The sequence below is a fragment of the Micromonospora nigra genome, assembly GCF_900091585.1.
GTDB classification, from domain to species: domain Bacteria; phylum Actinomycetota; class Actinomycetes; order Mycobacteriales; family Micromonosporaceae; genus Micromonospora; species Micromonospora nigra.
Map to the genome: position 1 here is coordinate 897830 of NZ_FMHT01000003.1, position 23781 is coordinate 921610.

23 protein-coding genes are annotated in these 23781 nt (G+C 73.7%); 8 read left to right on the forward strand and 15 right to left on the reverse strand.

Annotation, left to right across the window (positions count from 1 at the left end; genetic code table 11):
• Positions 1-7: 7 nt before the first annotated feature.
• The 5 genes from GA0070616_RS03365 to GA0070616_RS03385 all read right to left on the reverse strand — a co-directional run bounded on the left by GA0070616_RS03365 (position 8) and on the right by GA0070616_RS03385 (position 5826).
• Positions 8-940, reverse strand: coding sequence for a TrmH family RNA methyltransferase (locus GA0070616_RS03365; RefSeq protein WP_425412922.1), 933 nt, complete (start codon positions 938-940; stop codon positions 8-10).
• A 67-nt stretch (positions 941-1007) separates the two neighbouring features.
• Positions 1008-3209 carry a transglycosylase domain-containing protein gene (locus tag GA0070616_RS03370; RefSeq protein ID WP_091076035.1) on the reverse strand — a complete coding sequence of 734 codons (2202 nt, stop codon included), beginning with the start codon at positions 3207-3209 and terminating at the stop codon, positions 1008-1010.
• 99 nt (positions 3210-3308) lie between these two features.
• Positions 3309-4100, reverse strand: coding sequence for a hypothetical protein (locus tag GA0070616_RS03375; protein WP_091076039.1), 792 nt, complete (start codon positions 4098-4100; stop codon positions 3309-3311).
• A gap of 141 nt (positions 4101-4241) precedes the next feature.
• Complete coding sequence (locus GA0070616_RS03380) at positions 4242-5351, reverse strand: SPFH domain-containing protein (protein ID WP_091076043.1); 1110 nt, start codon at positions 5349-5351, stop codon at positions 4242-4244.
• A 4-nt stretch (positions 5352-5355) separates the two neighbouring features.
• The gene (locus tag GA0070616_RS03385; protein ID WP_091076047.1) at positions 5356-5826 is read right to left on the reverse strand and encodes an NfeD family protein; all 471 of its coding nucleotides are present in this window, start codon (positions 5824-5826) and stop codon (positions 5356-5358) included.
• An 84-nt stretch (positions 5827-5910) separates the two neighbouring features.
• On the opposite strand from GA0070616_RS03385, the gene GA0070616_RS03390 reads away from it, so the two are divergent.
• Complete coding sequence (locus tag GA0070616_RS03390; RefSeq protein WP_091089781.1) at positions 5911-7227, forward strand: serine hydrolase domain-containing protein; 1317 nt, start codon at positions 5911-5913, stop codon at positions 7225-7227.
• Between the two features lie 103 nt (positions 7228-7330).
• On the opposite strand, the gene GA0070616_RS03395 is transcribed toward GA0070616_RS03390, so the two are convergent.
• The gene (locus GA0070616_RS03395) at positions 7331-8143 is read right to left on the reverse strand and encodes a DUF3097 domain-containing protein (protein WP_091076050.1); all 813 of its coding nucleotides are present in this window, start codon (positions 8141-8143) and stop codon (positions 7331-7333) included.
• A gap of 279 nt (positions 8144-8422) precedes the next feature.
• On the opposite strand from GA0070616_RS03395, the gene GA0070616_RS03400 reads away from it, so the two are divergent.
• Positions 8423-9217 (forward strand): hypothetical protein, encoded by a 795-nt coding sequence (locus GA0070616_RS03400; RefSeq protein WP_091076055.1) that lies wholly within the window; start codon positions 8423-8425, stop codon positions 9215-9217.
• Positions 9218-9246: 29 nt separating this feature from the next.
• On the opposite strand, the gene GA0070616_RS03405 is transcribed toward GA0070616_RS03400, so the two are convergent.
• The 4 genes from GA0070616_RS03405 to fabG all read right to left on the reverse strand — a co-directional run bounded on the left by GA0070616_RS03405 (position 9247) and on the right by fabG (position 12791).
• Positions 9247-10026, reverse strand: coding sequence for an HAD-IIA family hydrolase (locus GA0070616_RS03405; protein ID WP_091089784.1), 780 nt, complete (start codon positions 10024-10026; stop codon positions 9247-9249).
• 161 nt (positions 10027-10187) lie between these two features.
• A complete protein-coding gene (locus GA0070616_RS03410) occupies positions 10188-11219 on the reverse strand; it encodes a ferrochelatase (RefSeq protein ID WP_091076058.1) in 1032 nt (343 codons plus the stop codon).
• An 80-nt stretch (positions 11220-11299) separates the two neighbouring features.
• Positions 11300-12067, reverse strand: coding sequence for an enoyl-ACP reductase FabI (gene fabI / locus GA0070616_RS03415; RefSeq protein ID WP_091076063.1), 768 nt, complete (start codon positions 12065-12067; stop codon positions 11300-11302).
• 19 nt (positions 12068-12086) lie between these two features.
• Positions 12087-12791: a 3-oxoacyl-ACP reductase FabG gene (fabG, locus tag GA0070616_RS03420; protein WP_091076067.1), complete on the reverse strand. Its 705-nt coding sequence runs from the start codon at positions 12789-12791 to the stop codon at positions 12087-12089.
• Positions 12792-13460: 669 nt separating this feature from the next.
• Between fabG and GA0070616_RS03425 the strand changes: the two genes are divergently transcribed.
• The gene (locus tag GA0070616_RS03425; RefSeq protein WP_091076070.1) at positions 13461-14387 is read left to right on the forward strand and encodes an NAD(P)/FAD-dependent oxidoreductase; all 927 of its coding nucleotides are present in this window, start codon (positions 13461-13463) and stop codon (positions 14385-14387) included.
• 127 nt (positions 14388-14514) lie between these two features.
• Here the strand turns inward: GA0070616_RS03425 and GA0070616_RS03430 are convergent, their stop codons facing one another.
• From GA0070616_RS03430 to GA0070616_RS03440, 3 genes are read right to left on the reverse strand one after another with little or no spacing between them, the layout of a single operon-like run.
• Entirely contained in the window at positions 14515-15465 is a 951-nt protein-coding gene (locus tag GA0070616_RS03430) for a VWA domain-containing protein (RefSeq protein WP_091076073.1), read from the reverse strand.
• Entirely contained in the window at positions 15462-16469 is a 1008-nt protein-coding gene (locus tag GA0070616_RS03435; RefSeq protein WP_091076077.1) for a DUF58 domain-containing protein, read from the reverse strand. Before GA0070616_RS03435 ends, GA0070616_RS03430 begins: the two co-directional genes overlap by 4 nt.
• On the reverse strand, positions 16448-17557 hold the full coding sequence (locus tag GA0070616_RS03440; protein WP_091076080.1) for an AAA family ATPase: 1110 nt from the start codon (positions 17555-17557) through the stop codon (positions 16448-16450). Before GA0070616_RS03440 ends, GA0070616_RS03435 begins: the two co-directional genes overlap by 22 nt.
• Positions 17558-17796: 239 nt before the next feature.
• Between GA0070616_RS03440 and GA0070616_RS03445 the strand changes: the two genes are divergently transcribed.
• From GA0070616_RS03445 to GA0070616_RS03455, 3 genes are all read left to right on the forward strand, one after another.
• Positions 17797-18027: a hypothetical protein gene (locus GA0070616_RS03445; RefSeq protein ID WP_091076083.1), complete on the forward strand. Its 231-nt coding sequence runs from the start codon at positions 17797-17799 to the stop codon at positions 18025-18027.
• Positions 18028-18049: 22 nt separating this feature from the next.
• The gene (locus tag GA0070616_RS03450; RefSeq protein WP_091076086.1) at positions 18050-18586 is read left to right on the forward strand and encodes a PH domain-containing protein; all 537 of its coding nucleotides are present in this window, start codon (positions 18050-18052) and stop codon (positions 18584-18586) included.
• A gap of 143 nt (positions 18587-18729) precedes the next feature.
• Positions 18730-20247, forward strand: coding sequence for a PH domain-containing protein (locus GA0070616_RS03455; protein ID WP_425412923.1), 1518 nt, complete (start codon positions 18730-18732; stop codon positions 20245-20247).
• An 18-nt stretch (positions 20248-20265) separates the two neighbouring features.
• On the opposite strand, the gene GA0070616_RS03460 is transcribed toward GA0070616_RS03455, so the two are convergent.
• Entirely contained in the window at positions 20266-21330 is a 1065-nt protein-coding gene (locus tag GA0070616_RS03460; RefSeq protein ID WP_091076093.1) for a phosphatase PAP2 family protein, read from the reverse strand.
• A 130-nt stretch (positions 21331-21460) separates the two neighbouring features.
• On the opposite strand from GA0070616_RS03460, the gene GA0070616_RS03465 reads away from it, so the two are divergent.
• Positions 21461-21865 carry a thioesterase family protein gene (locus GA0070616_RS03465; RefSeq protein ID WP_091089786.1) on the forward strand — a complete coding sequence of 135 codons (405 nt, stop codon included), beginning with the start codon at positions 21461-21463 and terminating at the stop codon, positions 21863-21865.
• Complete coding sequence (locus GA0070616_RS03470) at positions 21862-22731, forward strand: MBL fold metallo-hydrolase (protein WP_245712641.1); 870 nt, start codon at positions 21862-21864, stop codon at positions 22729-22731. The genes GA0070616_RS03465 and GA0070616_RS03470 overlap by 4 nt, the downstream gene beginning before the upstream one ends.
• A 44-nt stretch (positions 22732-22775) precedes the next feature.
• Here the strand turns inward: GA0070616_RS03470 and GA0070616_RS03475 are convergent, their stop codons facing one another.
• The gene (locus tag GA0070616_RS03475; protein ID WP_091089793.1) at positions 22776-23711 is read right to left on the reverse strand and encodes a carbohydrate kinase family protein; all 936 of its coding nucleotides are present in this window, start codon (positions 23709-23711) and stop codon (positions 22776-22778) included.
• Positions 23712-23781 lie beyond the last annotated feature (70 nt).

Here is a 23781-nt window from a genome sequence, read left to right on the forward strand (position 1 = left end):
CCCCGGGTCAGAGCGGGTCGTCGCGCCCCAGTTCCCAGCAGGCCACGGCGGTCGCGGCGGCGACGTTGAGGGAGTCGACGCCCCGGCGCATGGGAATCACCACGCGTGCGTCGCTGGCCTGCATGGCCGCCCCGGTCAGGCCGGCTCCCTCCGCACCGAGCAGCAGCGCCGCGCGGGCGCGCTGCGCCCGGTCGAGCCGCTGGATCGGCACCGCGTCGGGTGCCGGGGTCAGGGCCAGCACCGTGAAGCCGGCCGCGCGCACCTCGGCCAGCCCGTCGGGCCAGGGCTCCAGCTTCGCGTACGGGACGGCGAAGACCTCGCCCATGCTGACCCGTACGCTGCGCCGGTACAGCGGGTCGGCGCAGGTGGGCGAGAGCAGCACCGCGTCCACCCCCAGCCCGGCCACGGCCCGGAAGATGGCGCCGAGGTTGGTGTGGTTGTTGACGTCCTCGAGGACGACCACCCGGCCGGCGGCGGCGAGCACCTCGGCGGCGCTGGGCAGCGGCGTGCGCCGGAACGACGCCAGCACCCCCCGGTGCACGTGGAAGCCGGTGGCCCGCTGGAGCACGTCGGGAGCGGCGGCGTAGACGGGCACGTCGCCGGTGTCGAGGTCGGCGAGCTGGTCGACCCGCTTGGCGTCCACCAGGTACGACCGGGCCGGGTACCCGGCCCGCAGCGCCCGGCGCAGCACCAGCTCCCCCTCGGCGATGAACAGGCCGTGCGGCGGTTCCCAGCGGGTGCGCAGCTCGACGTCGGTCAACGCCCGGTAGTCGGCGATCCGGTCGTCGTCGGGGTCGGTGATCAGGTGGACAGGCACCCGCCGATTCTGCCGGACCCGTCGTTCGGCGGCCGGTGCCGGTGCCCCTCTCGCCCGACGGCGGGGCGGACACGCGACCAGGTTGCGGTATCCGGACCAGGTGAAGGCGCCGCCCTGCCGCATGTCGCGGCGTTCCTGCGCCGAAGGCCCGCAGCGCGACCGCTACGGGCCTTCGTCCCGACCGCCGATCTCAGTCAGGATCGTCGAACCAGCGGCGCAGGTCGTCCAGCAGTTCCTGCCGGTACTCGGGCTGTGTCGGGTGGGGTGCCCCGCGTCGGGCCGCGCGCGGCGCCGGCCGACGCGGCTCGCCGACCAGCTCGCGGCTCGGAGCGGCGTACTCCTGCTCCTCCTGGCCGTCGACGGCGGTGGCGATGACCTGGGCCACCGCCTCGATGACCTGCCCCTGCACCGCTCCGCCGACCAGGTCGCTCGGGTCGTCCGGGTTGGCGGCGATCCCGGCCACCGCGACCTGCGGGGTGAAACCGACGAAGGTCTCCGTGGCGTTGCTTTCCGAGCTGCCGGTCTTGCCGGCCACCGGACGGCCGCCCAGGATCTGGTCCACCGCCGGGGCGGTGCCACCGTTGCACTGGTGGTTCGACGACTGCTGGCCCACCGGGCAACGAGCCGCGTCGATGGCCGCGCGGGCCACGTCGGCCTCCAGCACCCTCTTGCAGGCCGGTTCACCGACGGGCAACTGCTCGCCGTCGGACGTGGTGACCGACACCACCGGCAGCGGCGCGCAGTACGTGCCCTCGGCGGCCACCGTGGCGTACGCGTTGGCCAGGTCGAGCGGGGTCGTGGACGCCACGCCGAGGGTGAACGCACCCCAGTCGGCCGCGTTGTCGGCCGCGAAGGTGGCGTCGGACTCGGCACGGAAGGCGATGCCGAGCCGCTGTGCCATCTCCACCACCTTGTCCGGGCCGACCTGCTCGGCCAACCAGACGAAGTAGGTGTTCACGGAGCGCCCGAAGGCGTCCCACATCATCCGGTAGCCGTCCATCCACTCCGGGGTGGCGTTGGCCGGGCACCAGCGCCCGCCGCAGCTACCGTAGCCCTCGGCGGGATACCGGGTGGGCAGCCGGCTGGGGGCGTCGAACCCGGTGGACAGAGGCTTTCCGGCCTCCAGCGCGGCCAGCATGGTGAACATCTTGAAGGTGGAGCCGGCCTGGTAGCCGGCGACGTCGTCGCCGCCGGAGATCAGCGGGTTGACGGTGTTCGGATAGTTGGCCTGCCCTTCGGGGTTGGCGTCGAGGCTGAAGTGCCGGTTGACCGCCATCGCGAGGATCCGGCCGGTGCCGGGTTCGACCGCGGCGATCGGCAGGGCGCGCTCGCTGTCGTGGCCGTACACGGCGGTGGCCTGCTTCTGGGCGGTGGCCTGGACCTGCGGGTCGAGCGAGGTGACGACGGTGTAGCCGCCCCGGCGCAGCGCCTGCCGCCGTTCCTCGACCGTCCCACCGAACTCTGGCCGGGCCAGCCACCACTGGCGCAGGTAGTCGCAGAAGAAGCCCCAGTTGTCGTGGTCGCCGTCGACGGCGGTGCACCCGTTGGGCTGGGCGGTGGGACGCAGCGCCAGCTTCTCGGCCTTGGTCTCGGTGGCCTGCGCCGCCGTGATCGCCCCGGTGTCGGCCATCGCGTCGAGCACGTCGGCCCGGCGGGCCAGTGCGGCGTCGGTGTCCCCGTTGATCGGGTTGTACGCCTCCGGCGACTGCACCAGGCCGGCGAGCAGTGCCGCCTCGGCCAGGGTCAACTCTGCGGGCTCCTTGCCGAAGTAGCGCTGGCTGGCCGCCGCGACACCGTACGCGCCGGAGCCGAAGTAGGCGATGTTGAGGTAACGGTTGAGGATCTCGTCCTTGCTCAGCCGCTCCTCAAGCGCCGCGGCGTACCGGATCTCCTGGAGCTTGCGGCCTACGGTCTGCTCGGTGGCCGCCGCCCGTTCCTCGGCGGTGCGGTTCGGGTCCGCCTTGAGCACGTTGCGGACGTACTGCATGGTCAGGGTGGAGGCGCCCTGGGTGCTGCCGCCGGTGACGTTGGCCACCAGGGCCCGGAACATCCCGCGCAGGTCCGTGCCGCCGTGGTCGTAGAAGCGGCGGTCCTCCACGGCGACGATGGCCTGCCTCATGGCCGGGGCGATGTCGGACAGCGCGACGTCTGTCCTGTTCACCTCGTAGAACGTGGTGACGAGCGTCTTGCCGTCATTGGCATAGAGGTAGGAGCGTTGCGGGGTGGCCGGGTTGCGCAGCGCCTCCGGCAGCGCGGCGTGGCTGTTGAGCGCGGCCTTGGCGGCGAACCCGAGGACCAGGTTGCCCGGCAGCGCGGCGACCAGGACGAGGCCGGCAAGCGTACCGGCGAGCACCAGGGTGAACAGCCGCGCCAGCGGCGAACGGGGGAGCATGCCCGCAACGACTGCCAGGAAGGACCTCAAGCGCCCACCTCCGAAGTAAGCTTTGTCAGCAATTGCACGCCTCCTGCCAGCACTTCCCCGGCCGGTGGGTCACCCGGTGGCACGGGGGCCACCGGGCAGGCCGGGAGTGGCGAGGCTGGCGTTGGCGGCGTCCCGGATGATGTCCCGTGGGACGAGACGGCCCGACCGGTAACCGATGCCGATTGCGGCGATCAGCACGAAGATCGCGCCGAAGGTCTGCAACGGGTTGATCAGCGCCCCGGCCAGGCCGAGCAGCGGCGCGGCGATCATGAGCAGGACGCCGTCGCCCATGGCGAACATCCCGGACCGGGCGACCGCCCAACCGGTCAGCAGCCAGCCGACCGAGTAGCAGCCGGCTCCGACGAGCACCAGCGTGCGGGCGGTGGTGCCGAAGACCGGCGTCTGTTCGGCGAGGCCGGCGAACGGCAGCATCAGCACCGTCCCGGCGATGCCGACCAGCAGCCCGGCGGCGGCGCACCGGCGGCTGCGGGTGGCGGCGAGCAGGCCGGTGAGCCCGAGCTGCGCGAGCAGTCCCAGCCAGATCGCGGCCACCCAGCCGACCAGGTGGAGCGGGCGGCCGTCGGCCGGGTACGGGGAGTTGACCGCCCCGCCGTCGCCGGCCATCGCCACCGCGCCGTAGAGCAGCGCGTAGACCGGCAGCAGCCAGATCGCCACCCGGGACAGTCGGCGCAGCGACCACGCCCAACTCGCGTTGGTGGCGGGGCCGGCCGGTCCCGGGTCGTCAACGAAGGGCAACACGCCGAAACCGCCGCCGGTACGCCGGGTGCCCAGCGGTCCCGCCGGATCGTGCGCGCCGGTCACCGGTGCCGTGGACCGCGCCCGCTTCGCCGGATCCTTCATGCGTCACCTCGCTCGTCCGAGAGCGGTGCGGGACGCGCGCCGAGGCGCCCCGTTGCCTGGTCAACCACCCGTCCTAGGACCAATGGTGGCAGGCAGCGGAGCGCCTCGTGAGAACTTCTCGCATTTATCCCCGGCAGCCGGTCAGGCCCGGTCACGCTCCTGCGCCGGGTCGGCGACCAGGCTCGTCGGGGACACCGGCTCCGGGGCCGGCAACCCCTGCGGCTGCTTGCCACCGCTGGCCTGCGCCTCGGCCACGCGTACCTCGTCGTGGATCTGCGCCGCTGCCGCCGCCGCGGCCTCGGCCGCCTCGACCGCCTCCCGCTCGACGGCGCTGGCGTCGTCGGCCGCCTGCGGCGACGGGGAGTCACCCACCATCTGGCTCAGCCCGCCCAGCGCACCGCCCATGCCCTCCAGGGCCTTGGTCAGTTCCGCCGGCACGATCCACACCTTGTTGGCGGTGCCGTTGGCGATCTGCGGCAGGGCCTGAAGGTACTGGTAGGCCAGCACCTTCTGGCTCGGGTTGGCGGTGTGGATCGCGTCGAACACGGTCCGGATCGCCTTCGCCTGCCCCTCGGCCTGCAGGATCCGGGCCTGCCGGTCACCGTCGGCCCGCAACACCGCGGACTGCTTGTCACCCTCGGCGGTGAGGATCTGCGACTGCTTGTGCCCCTCGGCGGTGAGAATCGCCGCCCGGCGGTCCCGCTCGGCGCGCATCTGCTTCTCCATCGAGTCGCGGATGCTCGGCGGCGGCTCGATCGCCTTGATCTCCACCCGGGTCACCTTGATGCCCCACCGGCCGGTGGTCTCGTCCAGCACCCCGGACAGGTGCCGGTTGATCTCGTCGCGGCTGGTCAGCGCCCGCTCCAGATCCAGCGAACCGATCACGTTACGCAGCGTGGTGACGGTGAGCTGCTCGATCGCCTGGAGGAAGTTGGCGATCTCGTAGGTCGCCCGCACCGAGTCGACCACCTTGAAGTAGAGCACCGTGTCGATCGAGACGACCAGGTTGTCGGAGGTGATCACCGGCTGCGGTTCGAAACTGACCACCTGCTCGCGCATGTCGACCTTGGTTCGCACCGCGTCGACGAACGGCACCAGCAGGTTCAGGCCCGGATTCAGGGTGCGCTTGTACTTACCGAGCCGCTCGACCACGTCCTGCCGCTGCTGCGGAACGATCCGCACCGCCTTGGCCAACGTGATGACGCCGATCAACGCGAGCGCTATCAACAGGACGGGGAGGATGAATTCCATCCGCTCACCTTTCCACTTCAGGAAGTTGCCCAATGATGGAGTCGTCACGCCAGACCAGGGCCACCGCTCCCCGAACCTGGATGACCTGCACCCGGTCACCGGGCGCGAAAGCCTGCGTGGCGTCGTAGGAACGGGCGCTCCACATCTCGCCGTCGATCTTCACCATGCCCCGGTCGGCGTCGACCGTCTCCAGCACCAGGGCCGTGGATCCCTCGATCGCCTCGACCCCGAACGGCGTCTCGCCGCTCTCGACCGCCGAGCGACGGTGCCGCTGGATCGTCGGCCGGGCCGCCAGCACCGTCAGGGCCGACACCACGGCGAACACGACCGCCTGCACCGCCACGGGAGCGCCGAGCGCCGCGGCGCCCGCCGCGGCGAACGCGCCGACCGCGAACATGATCAGAAACAGCGTCGCCGTGAAGATCTCGGCGACCGCCAGTACCACACCCAGCACGATCCAGAACACGGCGTCCACCACCCGATCGTGACACGCCCGCGCTCGTGTCATCGAACTGTCATGATCGGTGCGCTTCCCGGCCACCCGATCGAGGAGGATCCGTTGCCCCTGTCGCCCGGCACCGCCCGCGAGGTCGACAATCTCGTCGCCACCGCCCAGGCCGAGGGCCGCACCCCGTCGCTGGCCGTCGGCGTGGTCCGCGACGGCGCGCTCACGCACCTGGCCACCGCGGGCGGGCACCCACACCCCCACGCCGACCTGCAGTACCGGATCGGCTCGATCAGCAAGACCATGACGGCGGTGCTGATCATGCAGGAACGTGACGCCGGCCGGTTGACCCTCGACGACCCCCTCGACCGGCACCTGCCGGGCACCGCCGCCGGCGCGCTCGCCCTGCGTCACCTGCTCGGGCACGCCAGTGGCCTGCAACGCGAGCCCGACGGCCCCTGGTGGGAACGCAGCGAGGGCGTCGACCTGGCCACCCTGCTCGCCGGGGTCACCCCCGCCAAGGTAGCCCTGCCGCCGTACCGCGCCTACCACTACTCCAACCTGGCGTACGGGCTGCTCGGCGGGGTGCTGCACCAGCTCACCGGCACACCGTGGTCCGAGCTGGTCCGCGAACGGATCCTCGAACCGCTGGGCATGCGGCGCACCACGTACGCGGCCACCGAGCCGTACGCCCGGGGTTGGGTGCGCCACCCGTGGCGGGACACGATGCGCGAGGAGCCGCGTACCGACACCAGGGCGATGGCGCCGGCCGGGCAGCTCTGGTCGACGGTGGCGGACCTGGCCCGCTGGGCGGCCTTCCTGGCCGACCCCGACCCGACGGTCCTGGCCCCCGACACCCTCACCGAGATGTGCGCCCCCGTGGTGATCAACGACCTGGAGTCCTGGCGCGGCGGGCACGGGCTCGGCGTGCAGCTCTACCGCGACGGCGACCGGGTGTACGTCGGGCACGGCGGCTCCATGCCCGGGTACGTGGCCGTCCTGACGGTGCACCGGGCCAGCCGCACCGGGGTGGTCGGCTTCGCCAACTCGTACGGCTTCCGCACCGGCGGCATCGGCGGGCTCGGCCAGCGGGTCCTCACCACCGTGCTGGACGCCGAACCGACGGCTCCCCGGCCGTGGCAGCCGGCCGACGCCCCGCCCCCGGCCGACGTGGCCCCGCTGACGGGTCGCTGGTGGTGGATGGGCATCCCGCTGGACGTCACCTGGGACCACGCGGCCGGCGAGTTGGTGGGCCACCTGCGCGGCGAACGGGTCAGCCGGTACGCCCCGGAGGGCGTCGACCGCTGGCGGGGCCGCAGCGGCCCGGAGCACGGCGAGGTGCTGACGGTCCTGCGCGACGGCACGGGCTTCCCGGTGGCTCTGGACATCGCCACCTTCGTCTTCACCCGATCCCCCGACGACGAGCCCTGATCCACCACCCTGACCGGCGGCCCTGGCGGTCTTGCTTGCCGGCCCCGGCCCGGACCGGCAGCCCTGACTGGCGGTCCGGGCCACGCCGGGCGACCGGAGCGCGTCAGGCCGGTTCGGTGACGAAGTCGATCAGCCGTTCCATCGCGTTGATCAGCGGGGTCTCCACGTCGGCGAAACTGTCCACCCGGGACAGGATGAGCCGCCACATGTCCGCCGGTTCGGCCACGCCGAGCGCCGCGCAGACCCCTTCCTTCCACGGCCGCCCCGGCGGCACCACCGGCCACGCCGCGATGCCCAGCGCCTTCGGCCGGACCGCCTGCCACACGTCGACGTACGGGTGCCCGGTGACCAGGACGTGCGGCGACGTCACCCGGGCCACGATCCGGCTCTCCTTCGAGCCGGGCACCAGGTGGTCGACCAGCACGCCGAGGCGGCGACCCGGTCCGGGGCCGAAGTCGCGGATCTGCGCGTCGAGGGCGTCGATGCCGTCGAGCGGCTCCACCACGACGCCCTCGATCCGCAGGTCGTCGCCCCAGATCCGCTCGACCAGGGCGGCGTCGTGCACGCCCTCCACCCAGATCCGGCTGGCCTTGGCCACCCGGGCGCGTACCCCGTCCACCGCGACCGACCCGGAGGCGGTGCGGCGGCGGGCGGCCGGCACGGGCGCGCGGGCCGGCCGGCGCAGCGTCACCGGACGCCCGTCGAGCAGGAACGCCGCCGGCAACAGCGGGAAGTTGCGGCGCTTGCCGTGCCGGTCCTCCAGCACGACCGCGCCGGCCTCGAAGCCGACCACCGCACCGCAGAAACCCGAGTCGACGTCCTCGACCACCAGATCCGGCTCCGCGTCGACCTCGGGGGTCACCTTCCGCCGCCGCCAGTCGCCCGCCAACACGTCGTCCGCGTACCGCCCCGCCATACCGATCACGTTAACTCCGGCCCCGCCCTCGCACCGGTCGGACGCGCCGCCCACCGCAGCCGGGCCACCGCAGCCGGGCCCGCCCGCGCCGCCCGCGCCGCCCACTCCCGCCCGTTCGTCACCGGGCCCGCCCGCGTCGCCTCACGAAAGGCGCGTAGCTAACGAACCGGGCGCCACGGCGGGACGGAACGCCGGGAACAACCGGGCCCCGGGGCAGGTGGGGCGGGTCGCAGAGCGGCAGTCGAGACACGGACGGTGGTGACCACGTACCCTTTCGGCATGTCCACCCCCGCTGCGGGTGCGGCCATCCTCACGCCGCGCCGGTCGAGCCGGTTCGTTGCCTGGGTGCGTGCCTGGCGCGCCGGGCTCGTGCCCTTCGACGAGGTTCCCGACGCCGTTGCCGGCAACGAGGAACACCTCGTCGCCGACTCGCCCGGCACCTGGACCGACGTCCCGCTGCGCGAGGCGCTGCCCGCCCTGGCCAAGCTCTCGCCGGACGAGATCCGGCTCGTGCTCCCCGCGCCGGGCGACCCGCGTGGCCTGCCCGGGCCGGGCGACTTCGCCGGGGCCGCGCTGCTGGCCGGCGAGGCCGTGGTGGCCGGCGGGCTGGGCCTGATTCCGCAGGTGCGGGAACACATCTCCGGCTCCGGCGACATCTTCGAGACCGTGCTGTGGCGGGTGTACCCGCTGCCGGCGGACGCCCCCGCCGCCTCGCTGACCCTGCCCGGCGCGGCCGAGGCCGAGGCCGAGCTGGCCGCCGCGCTGGCCGACACGACCGCCGCGCTGACCCGCCTCGACGTGGCACAGTGGCGGCCCGAGCTGGCCGGCGCGCTGGCCGCGCTGCGCCGCCCCGACGGGACCACCGACCTGCCGCCCGGCTTCGACCCGCGAGCCCGCCGGCTGTTCGCCCGGGCCGCCGTGCTCGACCGGGTGCTCGCCCTGGCCGGCCACGCCGCCCCCGGCGGGGCGATCAACAACTACGAGGCCCAGCAGCGGGACGCGGCCCTGCGTCCCCTCACCACCGCCTGCCGGCAGGCCCTGGTGGCCGCCTGCAACGCTCCCCTGCGCCCCTGACCCACCCCACCCCCGGGCCCCGGGTGGGGTCAGAGGTCGTCGATGAGGTCCGCGACCGAGTCGACGATCCGCGACGGGCGGTACGGATAGCGCTCCGCCTCGGCGCGGGTGCTGATCCCGGTCAGCACGAGGATCGTCTCCAGGCCCGCCTCCAGGCCGCACAGGATGTCGGTGTCCATCCGGTCACCGATCATCGCGGTGGACTCGGAGTGCGCGTTGATCGTGTTCAGCGCCGAACGCATCATCATCGGGTTCGGCTTGCCGACGAAGTACGGCTCCACCCCGGTCGCCTTGGAGATCATCGCCGCGACCGAGCCGGCCGCGGGCAACGCCCCCTCCACCGACGGGCCGGTCACGTCGGGGTTGGTGCAGATGAACCGCGCCCCGTCGTTGATCAGGCGCACCGCCTTGGTGATCGCCTCGAAGCTGTAGGTGCGGGTCTCCCCCAGCACCACGTAGTCGGGGGCGAAGTCGGTCAGCACGTAACCCACCGCGTGCAGGGCGGTGGTCAGCCCGGCCTCCCCGATCACGTACGCCGTGCCACCCGGCCGCTGGTCGGCCAGGAACTGGGCGGTGGCCAGCGCGGACGACCAGATCGCCTCCTCGGGCACGTCGAGGCCCATCCGGGCCAGCCGGGCCTGAAGGTCGCGCGGCGTGTAGATCGAGTTGTTGGTGAGCACCAGGAAGGGCTTGCCGGAGGCGCGCAGGCGCTTGACGAACTCCGGAGCGCCGGGCACGGGCTGACCCTCGTGCACCAGCACGCCGTCCATGTCGGTCAGCCAACTCTCGACGGGCTTGCGGTCATGCATGTGTCGTCCCAGGGGTGTGTCGGGGTCGGCGCGAAAGGGCGGCCGGCGCGGGCGGGGCGGGGCGGGCAGGTGATACGCCGATGGCGGTGCGGGCGGGGCCGGCAGGTGGTTCGCCGGGCGGCCGACGGCGCTCCCGGTGGGACCGCCCGTCGGTACGGCGGTCAGGCGGGGCGGCGGGTCGGCACGCAGCAGACCGTCGGGCAGGTGTCCCACATCGGCAGCTCACCCAGCCGGCGGCGCAGGGCCGCCCCGTCGGGGTCGGTACGCTCCCGCACCAGCTCCCGCACCATCGCCACGAATCGCGGGTCGGTGCCCGGGGTGCCGGCCCGCGCGTAGTCCAGGCCGAGCTGCTTGGCGGTCTCCATGGCCTCGGTGTCGAGATCCCACACCACCTCCAGGTGGTCGGAGACGAACCCGATCGGGCTCACCACCACCCCGGTCACGCCCTGCCCCGCGAGGGTGGCCAGGTGGTCGTTGACGTCCGGCTCCAGCCACGGCACCTGCGGTGGGCCGGAGCGGCTCTGCCACACCAGGTCGTACGGCAGGTCCGGGGCCGCCGCCGCGTGCACCAGCCGGGCCGTCTCGGCGAGCTGCGCCTCGTACCGGCCGCCGTGCGGCCCGGCGTTCGCGGCCATCGAGTTCGGGATGGAGTGCGCCGTGAACACCAGGCGGGTGCTGTCCCGCTTCGCCGGGTCGAGCTGGGCGAGCGCCGCGCGTACCGCGTCCACGTGCGGCTCGACGAAGCCCGGATGGTCCCAGAACTGGCGGAGCTTCTCGATCACCGGCGCGTCCGCGCCGACCGCCGCGCGGGCGGCGGCGATGTCCTCCTGGTACTGCCGGCACGAGGAGTAGCCGCCCAACGCGCTGGTGACGAACGCCAGCGCGTGCGTCACCCCGTCGTCACGCATCTGCGCCACCGTGTCGGCGAGCATCGGGTCCCAGTTCCGGTTCCCCCAGTAGACCGGCAGGTCGATGCCGTTGGCGGCGAAGTCCGCCCGGACCGCCGCGAGCAGGTCGCGGCACTGCTGGTTGATCGGGGAGACCCCGCCGAAGTGCAGGTAGTGCTCGGCGACCTCCGCCAGCCGCTCCGGCGGGACGCCCCGCCCCCGGGTCACGTTCTGCAGGAACGGCATCACGTCCTCGGGTCGTTCAGGACCGCCGAAGGACACCAGCACCACCGCGTCGTACGCCATGCCCCCATTGTTCCCCGCCGACGGCGATCGTCCACCGACGCCCCCGGATCCGGTGCCACGGGCGTCGGTGGACGGCGTCGTCAGGCGCCGATGGCGTGGTAACCGCCGTCGACGTGCACGATCTCACCCGTGGTGGCGGGGAACCAGTCCGACAGCAGCGCCAGGCAGGCCCGGGCCGCCGGCTCGGTGTCGGTCAGGCTCCAGCCGAGCGGAGAACGCCGGGTCCAGACCTCCTCGAACTGGTCGAAACCCGGGATGGACTTGGCGGCGATGGTGCGCAGCGGCCCCGCCGCCACCAGGTTGCTGCGGATGCCCTTCGGCCCGAGGTGCAGCGCCAGGTACCGCGACGCCGACTCCAGCCCGGCCTTGGCCACCCCCATCCAGTCGTAGACGGGCCACGCCTTGGCGGCGTCGAAGGTCAGGCCCACCACCGCACCGCCGGGCGCCATCAGCGGCAGCGCCGCCATCGCCAGGGACTTGTAGGAGTACGTGGAGACCTGCAACGCCGTGGCGACGTCCTCCCAGGGTGCGTCGAGGAAGCCACCGCCGAGGCAGTTCTGCGGGGCGAAGCCGATCGAGTGCACCACACCGTCGAGCCCGTCGACGTGTTCGCGTACCCGGTCGGCGAGGCCGGCCAGGTGTTCGGCGTTGGTCACGTCCAGCTCGATCACCGGCGCGGGTTGGGGCAGCCGCTTGGCGATCCGCTCCACCAGGGAGAGCCGGCCGTAGCCGGTGAGCACGACCTGAGCGCCGTTCTCCTGGGCGAGCCTCGCCACCGCGAAGGCGATCGAGGCGTCGGTGATGACACCGGTGATCAGCAGGCGCTTGCCGGCCAGCAGTCCGGACATCGTGTTCCTCCGTCTTCCCTCAGTGACCCATGCCCAGGCCGCCGTCGACCGGGATGACGGCGCCGGAGATGTAGCCGGCGGCGTCGCCGGCCAGCCAGGTGACCACACCCGCGACCTCGTCGGGAGCCGCGAACCGACCGGCGGGGATGCTCCTGCGGTACTCGGCGCGGCGCTCCTCGGTCAGCGACGCGGTCATGTCGGTGTCGATGAAGCCGGGCGCGACCACGTTGGCCGTGATGTTGCGGCTGCCCAGCTCCCGGGTGACGGACCGGGCCACGCCGACCAGCCCGGCCTTGCTCGCCGCGTAGTTGACCTGCCCGGGACCGCCGTACAGGCCCACCACCGACGACATGAAGATCATCCGACCCCACTTGGCGCGGAGCATCCTCCCCGAGGCCCGCTTGGCGCACCGGAACGCGCCCGTCAGGTTGGTGTCCAACACCCGGGTGAACTGCTCCTCCGACATCCGCATCAGCAGCGTGTCGTCGGTGATGCCGGCGTTGGCGACCAGCACCTCCACCGGGCCGAGTTCGGCCTCGACGGTGGTGAACGCCGCGTCGACCGAGGCCATGTCGGTCACGTCGCACCGCACCCCGAACACCCCCTCCGGGGCGTCGCCGGACCGGTGGGTCACCGCCACCCGGTCGCCCTGCTTGGCGAAGGCCTGGGCGACGGCCAGACCGATTCCCCGGTTGCCGCCGGTCACCAGCACGGTACGGGCCACGGGTCCCCCTCTGCTCTCACGCTGATCTCGCGGTCGGTCGGAGCCTAGGCGTTACCGGCAGGTAAGCGCTAACACCGGTGCCGTTGTCGCAGTTCAGGAGGCGTGCCTGACCGGGGCGGACCCGGATCGGCGGCCAGCCGGAGAAGCCATCAGCAGCCGGGTGTACGATGATCGGCGTTCGCGGGTGGCGTACGCCCCCGCACTCCGGGCCCCGCCGACCACAGGAGGTGATCGCTGTGCGAGATAGCGATCCTCCCAGTCGTGGCCGGGCCGTCCGTCCGCCCCGCTGAGCCGCCGCTCGGCCCGGGCTGACCAGCTCGCTCCCCGCCACCACCCACCACCCGGCCGACGGCCGGGACGGTCGGCGCGTGGTGCGCCCGGGAGCCACCCCGGTCACGACTTCGTGTGTGTGCGTCCTGATCCACCCCCCGCGGTCCCCGTGGACCGACCCGTCGCCACCCCGGAGCCTCCCATGAGCCGCTACGTCGCCCCGCTGGGCTTCACCCTCGCCGCCGTCTGGGTCGCCGTCGTCTTCTTCCTCGCCAGCGCACCCCACTAGACCCACCCCACACGCGCGATGCGTGGATCAGACGACCCTCCTCCCATAACCGTTTGCCGATATGGCAAGGATTCTTTGCACGCCTCATGGTTTGCCAGTGCACTGGAATCATGAGTGAACGGTGGGATGTGATCGTGGTCGGTGGTGGTGTGGCCGGTCTGTCGGCGGCGCTCACCCTGGGTCGGGCACGCAGGCGCGTGCTGGTGGTCGATGCGGAGGAGCCGCGTAACCGGTTCGCGGCGCAGGTGCACGGCGCGCTGGGTCACGAGGGGACGGACCCGGCCGAGTTGCTGCGGCGGGGGCGTGAGGAGCTGGGCACCTACGACGTGACCATCCGTCCCGGCACGGTCGAGCAGGTCGCGGACACCGAGGGCGGCCTGACCGTGGCACTCGGCGGCGGCGATACGGTGTCCGCTCGGGCGTTGATCGTCGCGAGTGGTCTGACCGATGAGCTGCCTGACATCGCTGGCACCGGTGAGCAGTGGGGCGTCGGCGTCCTGCACTGCCCCTACTGCCACGGGTGGGAGGTCCGCGACCAGCGTCTCGCTGTGCTGGGCACCTCGCCGGTGTCGCTGCATCAGGCCGAGCTGGTCCGTCAGTGGAGCGACCGGCTCACGTTCTTCACCGCCGCGTGCGGCCCGCTCGACCCCGAGATCGCGGCACGTCTGCGCTCGCGGGGTGTGGAGCTGATCGAGACGCCCGTGGCCGAGATTCTCAGCGACAACGGCCGGTTGACCGGTGTACGACTGACGGACGGCAGTCAGGTCGCGCTCGATGCGGTGTTCATCGCACCGACCCTCCGTCCGCATGACGAGTTCCTCGCGGCGCTGCGGCTGGAGCGCGCCGAGAACCCGATGGGCAGCTTCATCGCCGTCGACCCCACCGGAAGGACGAGCCACCCGCGCGTCTGGGCGGTCGGCAACGTGGTCAACCCCGGAGCGAACGTGCCGATCTCCATCGGAGCCGGGTCGATGACCGGCGGTGTGGTCAACATGGCGTTGGTGACCGAGGACTTCGAGCACGCCGCCTCCGAGTGAGAGGCCACGGCCGGGGAGATCCACAGCCGTCAGGCCACCGGCCCGGACGGGCAGGAGACGGCGACGGTCAAGGACGGAGTGGCTCTCGTGCGACGCCGGACCACCCGGTGGCGCAGGCATCCCCAGGTCAGAGCATGCGGGAGGTCCACAGCAGGCTCAGCCCGCCGGCCGTCAGCGCCAGCAGCAGCGCCAGGCCCGCGTACCACTGGGTGATCTCGCGGGGTGCCGTCCGGAAGCCGATCGAGCTGCCCATGTCCTGGTAGACCTGCTTGAGTTCGGTCACCGAGGCCGCCTCGTAGAAGTAGCCCTCGGTCGTCTCGGCCAGGTCGGCCAGCGCCAACCGGTCCACCGGCACCCGCTGCAACTGCCCGCCGATGTCCACCTGGCCGCCGTCGGTGCCGAACGCGATCGTGGAGACGGGCACGTTGGCCGCCTGTGCGGCGGCCGCCGCCTCCTCCACCGGGCGGCCGGAGGTGCGGTACCCGTCGGAGAGCAGCACGATCCGCGCCGGTGGGATCCCCGCCGCCCCGTCCGCCGGCACCGACCGGATCGCCTCCAGGCAGGTGAACACCGCCTCCCCGGTGGCCGTGGACTCGGCCAGCGCCAACCCGTCGATCGCGCCGGTGACCGCGTCCCGGTCCTTGCCGGGCGGCACCAGCACGTTCGCCGCCTTGGCGAACGAGACCAGCCCCAGGTTGTAGCTGGCCGGCAGTTCCTCGACGAACTGCTTGGCGGCCTCCTGCGCCGCCTCCAGCCGGGTCGGTTCCACGTCGTCGGCCTGCATGGACAACGACACGTCGATGGCCAGCATGACCGTGGCCCGTTCCAACGGCTCGCGGGTGTCGATCGACGGCCGGGCCAGCGCGCTGGCCAGCACCAGCAGGCAGAGCAGGAACGCGGTCGCCGGAGCGTGCCGCCGCCAGCCCAGCCCCTGCGGCACGATGGTGCGCAGCAGCTCCACGTTGGTGAACCGCAGCGCGTACGCCCGGCGGTGACGCTGCCGCCAGACGTACAGCGCGGCCAGGGCGAGCACCGGCAGCACCGCCAGCAGCCACCACGGTTGCAGAAAACGGATCATCGCGTTGTCCCCCTGGTACGAGCGTGCCGCTGCGCGGCCACGAAGCGCACCATGTCCAGCAGCCAGTCTCGGTCCGTACGCAGTCGCAGGTGGGCCGCCCCGGCGGCGCGCAACGCGGCGGCGATCTCCGCGCGCTGCGCGGCGGCGGCCGCGGCGTAGCGGTGTCGCAGCGCCGGGTCGGCGGTCTGCACCTCGTGCAGCTCGCCCGTCTCCGGGTCCACCACCGGGAGCACCCCCACGTCGGGCAGTTCCAGCTCACGCGGGTCGACCACCTCGATCGCCAGCAGGTCGTGGCGGACCCGCAGCTTGCGCAGCGGCCGGGCCCACTGCCGCGGTGGAGCGAGGAAGTCGGAGATCACCACGGCCACCCCGCGTCGGCGGGGCGGCCGGTTGAGCATGTCCACCAGCGCTCCCAGGTCGCTGCGGCCGGGCCGCGGCGGTGTCTCGGCGATGGCCCGCAGCAGGCCCTGCGCCTCCCGCCGTCCCGACCGGGCAGGCAACCGGACCAGTTGGCCCGGCCCGACGGGCGGCGGCTGCGGACGCCAGCGGCGGGCCGGCGGGGCTTCGACTCCGCCACTGCCGACGACCGCACCCACCCGGTTACCACCCCGGACGGTGAGGTGGGTGACGGCGGTGGCGGCGGCGACCACCACGTCCCGCTTGAGCCACCGCCCGGTGCCGAAGTCCAGGCTGGCCGACAGGTCCACCGCCAGCCACGTCTCCAGCTCCCGGTCGGCCACGGTGCGCCGCACGTGCGGCATCGTCGTGCGGGCGGTCACCGGCCAGTCCATCCGGCGTACGTCGTCGCCGGGGCGGTACTCCCGCGACTCGCCGGCCTCGCTGCCCGGCCCCGGCAGCAGCCCCGCGTAGTCGCCCTGGAGCAGCCCGTCGAGCTTGCGGGTCACCAGCAGTTGCAGGCGGGCCAGCACGGCACCGGAACGGGTGGAGTCCGCCGCCCCGGCGGGTCGAGGGGTGGCTGGGGTCACGGCCGCTGCCCAGGCCACCCGGCGGCACCGGGGGCGGGCACACCCGGGGCGGGGGTGGCCTGCTGCCGGGGCGCGACCGAGGGCAGCGGGATGGTCGACATCACCCGGTGCACCACGTGGTCGGCCGGCACGTCGTCGGCGAGCGCGTCGTAGCTGAGCACCAGCCGGTGCCGCAGGATGTCCGGGGCGATGTCCTGCACGTCCTGCGGCAACGCGTAGTCGCGACCGCGCAGCAGCGCCAGCGCCCGGGTCGCGCGGACCAGGCCGAGCGAGGCCCGCGGGCTGGCCCCGTACTGGATGAGCTGCGCCACGTCCGGCATCCCGTGCTCGGCCGGGGAGCGGGTGGCCAGCACCAGCCGTACGGCGTAGTCGACCAGGGCGTTGTGCACGAACACCTGGTCGGCCTTGCGTTGCAGGGCGATCAGGTCGTCGGTGTCGAACACCGGGGTCGGCTCGGGCGGGGCGACGCCCATCCGGTAGACGATCTCCCGCTCCTCCGCGTCCGTCGGATACCCGACCACGATCTTCATCAGGAACCGGTCCCGCTGCGCCTCGGGCAGCGGGTAGACGCCCTCCTGCTCGATCGGGTTCTGTGTCGCCATCACCAGGAACGGGTCGGGCACCCGGTGGGACTCGCCGCCGATGGAGACCTGCCGCTCGCTCATCACCTCGAGCAGCGCCGACTGCACCTTCGCCGGTGCCCGGTTGATCTCGTCGGCGAGCAGGAAGTTGACGAACACCGGCCCCAGCTCGACGTCGAACTTCTCGCTGGACTGCCGGTAGATCCGGGTGCCCATGATGTCGGCCGGCACCAGGTCGGGGGTGAACTGCACCCGGGCGAAGGATCCGCCGACGACCTTGGCCAGGGTCTCCACCGCGAGGGTCTTCGCCACCCCCGGTACGCCCTCCAGCAGGCAGTGCCCCCGGGCGAGCAGCGCCACGAACATCCGCTCGACCATCCGGTCCTGCCCGACGATGACTCGCTTGATCTCGAACAACGCCCGTTCGAGCAGCGTCGCATCCTGCGCGGGCGTGCTCACCGGCGGCGGCGCGTCCGGGACGGTGCCGTTCGGCGTCGGGGCGTCGGGTGTGGTCGGCTGGGCCACCGGTCCTCCACAGCATGAATCGATCGTCGCGGCGTGGTGCGCTGTCAAGACTCCCATGCCCGGCTGAGTGCCGAGGCGGGGAGAACCCGATTTCCGCCGTGCCGTCCCGTACCCCCGAATCGCCGATCACCACTGGGTGGACAGCAACCGGTCACGGGTGTGTACCATTCACCCGTCGCCGGGCGGCTCCCCCCGTGGCCGCCCGGCGCTCATCCTTCCGTCGTCCTACACTGGCGGCGATGAACCTGCCGCACCCCGCCGACGATGCCCTGGTCTGCTCGTCCCGCGGGTGCCGCGCCCCCGCCGTGTGGGCGTTGCGCTGGAACAATCCCCGCCTGCACCCGCCGCAGCGGCGCAAGACCTGGCTCGCCTGCCCCGACCACCGGGCCACGCTCGGGGGCTTCCTGGAGGCGCGGTCCTTCCTGCGCGAGGTCGTCCCACTGCCGGGATCGCCTACGCTCGAAGGGTGAACGCGTACGACGGACTTCCGCGGTGACCGGTGCCGAGCCCGCCAACCAGCCAGCACCACCGGCCGGGCGGCCGGATCCCCTCGCCCCGTGGCCGGACACCGTGCGGTGGCAGTCGATCTCGCCCGACCTGGTCTGGGTGGAGCTGCTACGGATGGCGGCCTGGCTGGTCGTCCTGACAGTCGGGCTCGGCGTCGGGTGGGCCTTCACCGGCCACTGGACGTTCGGTGCCGCCCTCGGGGCCACCCTGCTGCTGGCCGTCTGGCGGGCGGTCACGATCGTGCGCGCGGTGCACGCGTGGGGGTACGCCGAGCGCGAGGACGACCTGCTCGTGCGGCACGGGCTGCTGATACGCCGGCTGTCCATCGTGCCGTACTCGCGGATGCAGTTCGTCGACGTCAGCGCCGGTCCGCTGGAGCGGGCCTTCGACCTGGCCACCGTCCAACTGCACACGGCCGCCGCCGCGAGCGACGCCCGGGTGCCGGGGCTGCGTCCGGCGGAGGCCGCCCGGCTGCGCGACCGGCTCACCGCCCTCGGCGAGGACCGGGCGGAGGGCCTGTGAGCGACCCGGGGGCGCCCGAACCTCACCGGCTGGAACCGCCCGCCCCACCTCCGCCGCCCCCCGCGACCGTCCCACCGGCCCCCACCGGTCCACCGCCCGCGGGTTCCCCACCCCCCGGCCCACCGACCGCGCACCCCGGACCGGTGCATCCCGGACCGGTACATCCCGGACCGGTACATCCCGGACCGGTACATCCCGGCCAGGCATACCCCGGCCAGGCGTACCCGGCCGGGCACGGCGCGGCGGCGCCATCATGGCCACCGGCCGGGTCGGGCTTCCCTCCCGGCCCGCCGCACGGGCCCGATCCCGGCTGGCACCCGTACCCCCAGGTGCCCGGCGAACCGACCGCCGGGGCACCCGAGCCCCGACAGCGGCTGCACCCGCTCAGCCCCGCGCTGCACGGCGCCAAGTCGCTGGTCGTGGTGATCGCCGGCCTGTCCTGGTCGACGCTGAACCGGGTCGGGTTCGGCTGGTTCGCGGCGATGGTGGTGGTGCTGGCGCTCGGCGCGACCGTGCTCGCGGTGGTGAGCTGGTACAACACCGGCTACCACGTGGTCGGCCGCGAACTTCGGGTGTACGAGGGGCTGCTCTGGCGGCGCACCCGGGCCATCCCGCTGGAACGGCTCCAGGCCGTCGAGGTGGTCCGTCCGCTGCTGGCCCAGCTCACCGGACTGGCCGAGCTGCGGCTGGAGGTGGTCGGCGGGGGCAAGACCGAGGCGCCGCTGGCATATCTGGGGGTGGCCGAGGCGGGTGCGCTGCGCCAGCGGCTGCTGGTGCTGGCGGGCCGTTCGGCGGGTACGCCGGACCCGGCGGGTCCGCAGGCCATGCCCGGCAGCGCCGAGCCGACGCCGCCCGGCCGGCCACTGCACGCGGTCCGCAACGTCGACCTGCTGGTCAGCCAGTTGCTCACCCCACAGGCGTTCCTGTTGCCCTTCGGTGTGGCGTTCGTGGTGGCGCAGTTCCTGTCCGAGGATTCCTGGTCGTTCATCGCGGTGGCGAGCACGCTGACCGCGATGGCCGGGGTCTTGCTGCAACCGGCCCGCCGGGTGCTCGACGACTGGCAGTTCCAGCTCGCCCGCGACGCCGGGACGCTGCGGGTGCGCAACGGTCTGCTGGAGACCCGGGCGCAGACCGTCCCGTTGGACCGGGTGCAGACCGTCGGTGCGACCTGGCCGCTGCTGTGGCGGGCCAAGGGCTGGCTGCGGCTGCGGCTGGAGGTGGCCGGCTACTCCGCCCTCGAGTCCGACGAGCGCAACCGGCCGGACCGCCTCCTGCCGGTCGGCGACCTGGCGACCGCCACGGCGATCGTCGGCGAGGTGCTGCCGGGGGTCCGCCTCACCGAGCTGCCGCTGACCCCGCCGCCGGTCCGGGCGCGCTGGCTCAACCCGCTCAGCCGGGCGGTCCTCGGCGCCGGACTCGCCGACACCGTCTTCGCCGCCCGCTCCGGCCTGCTCACCCGGCAGCTGACGATCGTGCCGTACGCCCGGATCCAGAGTGTGCGGGTCGTCCAGGGGCCGGTGCAGCGGTGGCTGCGGCTGGCGACGGTCCACGCGGACACGGCCGGCGGCGCGGGTGCCGCCGCCCGGGACCGGGACCTGGCGGAGGCGTGGGAACTGGCCGCCGACCTGACCGCCCGGTCCCACGCCGCCCGCCGCGGCTGACCCGGCGGGCGGGGCCGCTCAGCGGACGGCCGGGTCCGCAGCGGGCGTGGGCCGCTCGGCGGCCCCGCCCGCCGGCACCGTCCCGGTCTCGCCGGCCGGGTCCCGCTCCCCGTCGGCCGGCAGCGGGGTGCGCCGGGCCTGGCGGGCCGCCCACCAGCGCTCGGCCAGGCCGACGAAGAGGAAGGCCATTCCGACGTACGCCCAGCCCACCAGCACGTCGATCACGTAGTGCTCGCCGCTGTAGACCAGGGTGAAGGTCATGGCCAGCGGGTACGACAGCAGCAGCGGCCACCAGCGCCGACGCGTCTGCCGCAGGAAGAACAGCACCACGAACAGCGCGAAGGCGGTGTGCAGCGACGGCATCGCCGCCACCGGGTTCGAGGCGATCTGGCCGGCGTTGAGCAGGTTGCCGGCACCGTGCATGCCGAAGGCCTTCCAGCCCCGGGTGGAGATCCGGGCGACCTCCTCCAGCAGGCCGTTCTGGGCCGCCCACCACGGCGGTGCCGCCGGGTAGAGGAAGTAGGTGACCAGCCCGGTGGCACACAGGAACGCCCAGCGGCGCATGAACGCCGCCCATCGCGCCCGGTTGCGCATCCACAGCACCGCCGCGGCGGCCAGGGCCACCACGAAGTGCGAGAAGTACACCCAGCTGACGGCGACGTCCCACCACCGCACCTCGGGCTGGTAGAGGTGCTGCTGCAACCAGACCGTGGGCACCTCGCCGCCGGTGGCCCAGCCGAACATCAGCCGGTCGGCGACGATCAGCTCGTAGGCGTGCGGGACGGCACCGTTGTCGGCGAAGCCCCGGGAGAGGTTGTAGACGGCCAGCAGCAGGACCACCGGCACCCAGTCGCGGGCGAAGCGCAGGTGGCTGCGCCACGGCCGGGTGGAGTTCCAGGCGATCGTTCCCGCCCAGATCCACAGGAACGCGTAGGCCGGGTCGGTCGGCAGGCCGATGAGGAGCCAGCCGGCGACGAACGCGACCGACCAGATCGCCATGGCGACGACGCGGCGTCGCCCGCCGTCGGGGTCGGCCGGCGGGTCGGTCCGGACGGGGGGCTGGGCATCGGTCGCGGCAGACATCGCGGTCAAGGTTAACGGCGGACCCCGGGCACTCCCACGCAGGACCACCGGCGGGTGTCCGGCGGGGCGGATCCGGGGCGATCCGGCCGTGCGCGTGGTCGGCACGGAACCGAGCCCCTACGCTGTGGCCATGCCGGAGCAGCTGACGCACGCCCTGACGACCGGGCTGTCCGCCCAGGTCGAGTTGACCGTCACCGACGCCGACACCGCGCAGGCGGTGGGCTCCGGAGACGTGCCGGTGCTGGGCACGCCCCGGCTGCTCGCCCTCGCGGAGGCCGCCACCGTGGCGGCGACGACCCGGGACCAACCGGCCGGCACGACCACCGTCGGCACCCGCGTCGAACTGGACCACCTCGCCCCGACCGCCGTCGGCCGTACGGTCGTCGCGCACGCCCGGCTGGTCGAGGTCGCCGGCCGTCGGCTGGTGTTCGAGGTGCTGGTGGTCGAGGGCGACCAGACCGTGGCGCGGGGGCGGGTGGAGCGGACGGTGGTCGACCGGCAACGGTTCGTCGACCGGGTGGCGCGGACGTCATGACGGGCACCGACGGCCGGATGGTCCGCGACGGCGAACAGCTCGGCCGCTTCGTGCGGGTCGCCGACGGCGTGCACGTGCTGCGCGAGCCGCTGCTGCGGGTCAACGTCACACTGGTCGTCGGCGACGGCGCGGCGCTGCTGGTCGACACGCTCTCCACGGCCGGGCAGGCCACCGCGCTCGCCGCCGCCGTGCGCGCCGTCACCGACGAGCCGCTGACCCTGGTGAACACCCACCACCACTTCGACCACTGTTTCGGCAACGCCACGCTCGCCGGTGACCCGCCCCGGCCGGTGTGGGCCCACGAGCGGGCCGCGCGACTGGTGCGCGAGGAGCCGGACCGGCTGCGCCGGGAGGCCCACGAGGAGATGCGCGCCACGCAGCCCGAGCTGGCCGCCGAGCTGGCGCGGACGGAGCTGTTGGCGCCCGGGCACACGGTGCGCACCGAGGAGGTGCTCGACGTGGGGGGACGGCGGGTGGTGCTGCGCCACCCCGGGCCCGGGCACACCGCCGCCGACCTGGTGGTGCAGGTGCCCGACGCGGACGTGCTCGTCGCCGGGGACCTGGTGGAGCAGGGTGGGCCACCGGCCTTCGAGGACGCGTACCCGTTGCGGTGGCCGGACGCGGTGGCCGAGCTGCTGCGCCTGACCACCCCGGCCACGGTGGTCGTGCCGGGTCACGGCGAGGTGGTGGACGCGGAGTTCGTTCGCACCCAGCACGCCGAGCTGGCCGAGCTGGCCTGGCTGATCCGGGCGGCGCACACCGCCGGAGCCCCGCCGGACCGGGTGGCCGCCGAGGCCCCGTTCGGCGCCCGTCCCGCTCTGGTCGCGGCGCGACGCGGCTACGCGGAACTGGACGGCACGGCCTGACCCACCCACTTCCGTCGACGCCGACCGGTATCGGGGTGGACAGGTCAGGAGGGGAACCGGGAGTGGACGTGGGCACGGGTGGGCATGGCCACCGCCCCACCGGGGGACTCGCACACGACGGCGGCGACGCGCAGGGCGTAGGCGACCCGCTCGTGCCAGCCCGCCGGGTCGCCGGGTTCGCCGTCGCGCAGCAGGTCGGCCACGAGCGCGGCCATCACCGAGTCCCCCGCCCCCGTGGCGTCGACCGCCCGGACCGTCGGGGCGGGCACCCGGACCGGGTCGGCGTCGGCGGGGGCGACCACCGCGCCGTCCGCCCCGAGGGTGAGCACCACGGTGGCCGCCCCCAGCTCCCGCAGGTACGCGGCGACCCCCTCGACCGGCTCGCCGGGGTAGAGCAGCTCGGCGTCGGCCCGGCTGAGCTTCACCAGGTGTGCGCCCGCGGCGAACTCGGCCACGACCTCGCGGAGCCGGCCGAGAGCCTCGGGGCCGTCGAGCAGCCGGGGCCGCACGTTCGGGTCGAGCACCCGCAGCCCGCCGGCCAGTGACCAGGCCCGCCGGGACGCGGCCAACGTGGCCGGCTGGAGCAGCACGATGGACCCGCAGTAGAGCACGTCTGCCCCCTCGACCAGGGCGACGTCGAGGTCGTCGGCGGTGAGCAGGCCGTAGGACGGCGGGTCGCCGTAGAACCGGAAGTCGGGTTCGGGGCCGGCGTAGGTGGCCACGGCGAGGGTGGTCGGCGCGGTCACCGTGACCGTCCCGGCCAGCCCGACGCCCGCGCCGGCCAGCAGCGCCCTGATCCGGTCGGCCAGCACGTCGTCGCCCAGCGACCCGAGGAACTGCACCTGCCCGCCCAGCCGGGCCACCCCGACGGCGACGTTGAGCGGGCCACCGCCGACAGCCTGCCGGTAGACCGGCGCGCCGCCGCACTCGCCGTCGAGCAGGTCGACCAGCGCCTCGCCGAGCACCGCCGCGTACCCCATCCGCATGTCCCTTCACTCGGCCGGTCACCGCCGGCACGCGTCGCCGCGCCCGGTGCGGGCGGCACCGCCC

Coding starts and splice junctions, on each gene's coding strand:
- GA0070616_RS03365 (WP_425412922.1), bottom strand. CDS start 940: ATGCGGCAGGGCGGCGCCTTCACCTGGTCCGGATACCGCAACCTGGTC.
- GA0070616_RS03370 (WP_091076035.1), bottom strand. CDS start 3,209: ATGCTCCCCCGTTCGCCGCTGGCGCGGCTGTTCACCCTGGTGCTCGCC.
- GA0070616_RS03375 (WP_091076039.1), bottom strand. CDS start 4,100: ATGAAGGATCCGGCGAAGCGGGCGCGGTCCACGGCACCGGTGACCGGC.
- GA0070616_RS03380 (WP_091076043.1), bottom strand. CDS start 5,351: ATGGAATTCATCCTCCCCGTCCTGTTGATAGCGCTCGCGTTGATCGGC.
- GA0070616_RS03395 (WP_091076050.1), bottom strand. CDS start 8,143: ATGGCGGGGCGGTACGCGGACGACGTGTTGGCGGGCGACTGGCGGCGG.
- GA0070616_RS03400 (WP_091076055.1), top strand. CDS start 8,423: ATGTCCACCCCCGCTGCGGGTGCGGCCATCCTCACGCCGCGCCGGTCG.
- GA0070616_RS03405 (WP_091089784.1), bottom strand. CDS start 10,026: ATGCATGACCGCAAGCCCGTCGAGAGTTGGCTGACCGACATGGACGGC.
- GA0070616_RS03410 (WP_091076058.1), bottom strand. CDS start 11,219: ATGGCGTACGACGCGGTGGTGCTGGTGTCCTTCGGCGGTCCTGAACGA.
- fabI (WP_091076063.1), bottom strand. CDS start 12,067: ATGTCCGGACTGCTGGCCGGCAAGCGCCTGCTGATCACCGGTGTCATC.
- GA0070616_RS03425 (WP_091076070.1), top strand. CDS start 13,461: ATGAGTGAACGGTGGGATGTGATCGTGGTCGGTGGTGGTGTGGCCGGT.
- GA0070616_RS03430 (WP_091076073.1), bottom strand. CDS start 15,465: ATGATCCGTTTTCTGCAACCGTGGTGGCTGCTGGCGGTGCTGCCGGTG.
- GA0070616_RS03445 (WP_091076083.1), top strand. CDS start 17,797: ATGAACCTGCCGCACCCCGCCGACGATGCCCTGGTCTGCTCGTCCCGC.
- GA0070616_RS03460 (WP_091076093.1), bottom strand. CDS start 21,330: ATGTCTGCCGCGACCGATGCCCAGCCCCCCGTCCGGACCGACCCGCCG.
- GA0070616_RS03465 (WP_091089786.1), top strand. CDS start 21,461: ATGCCGGAGCAGCTGACGCACGCCCTGACGACCGGGCTGTCCGCCCAG.
- GA0070616_RS03470 (WP_245712641.1), top strand. CDS start 21,862: ATGACGGGCACCGACGGCCGGATGGTCCGCGACGGCGAACAGCTCGGC.
- GA0070616_RS03475 (WP_091089793.1), bottom strand. CDS start 23,711: ATGGGGTACGCGGCGGTGCTCGGCGAGGCGCTGGTCGACCTGCTCGAC.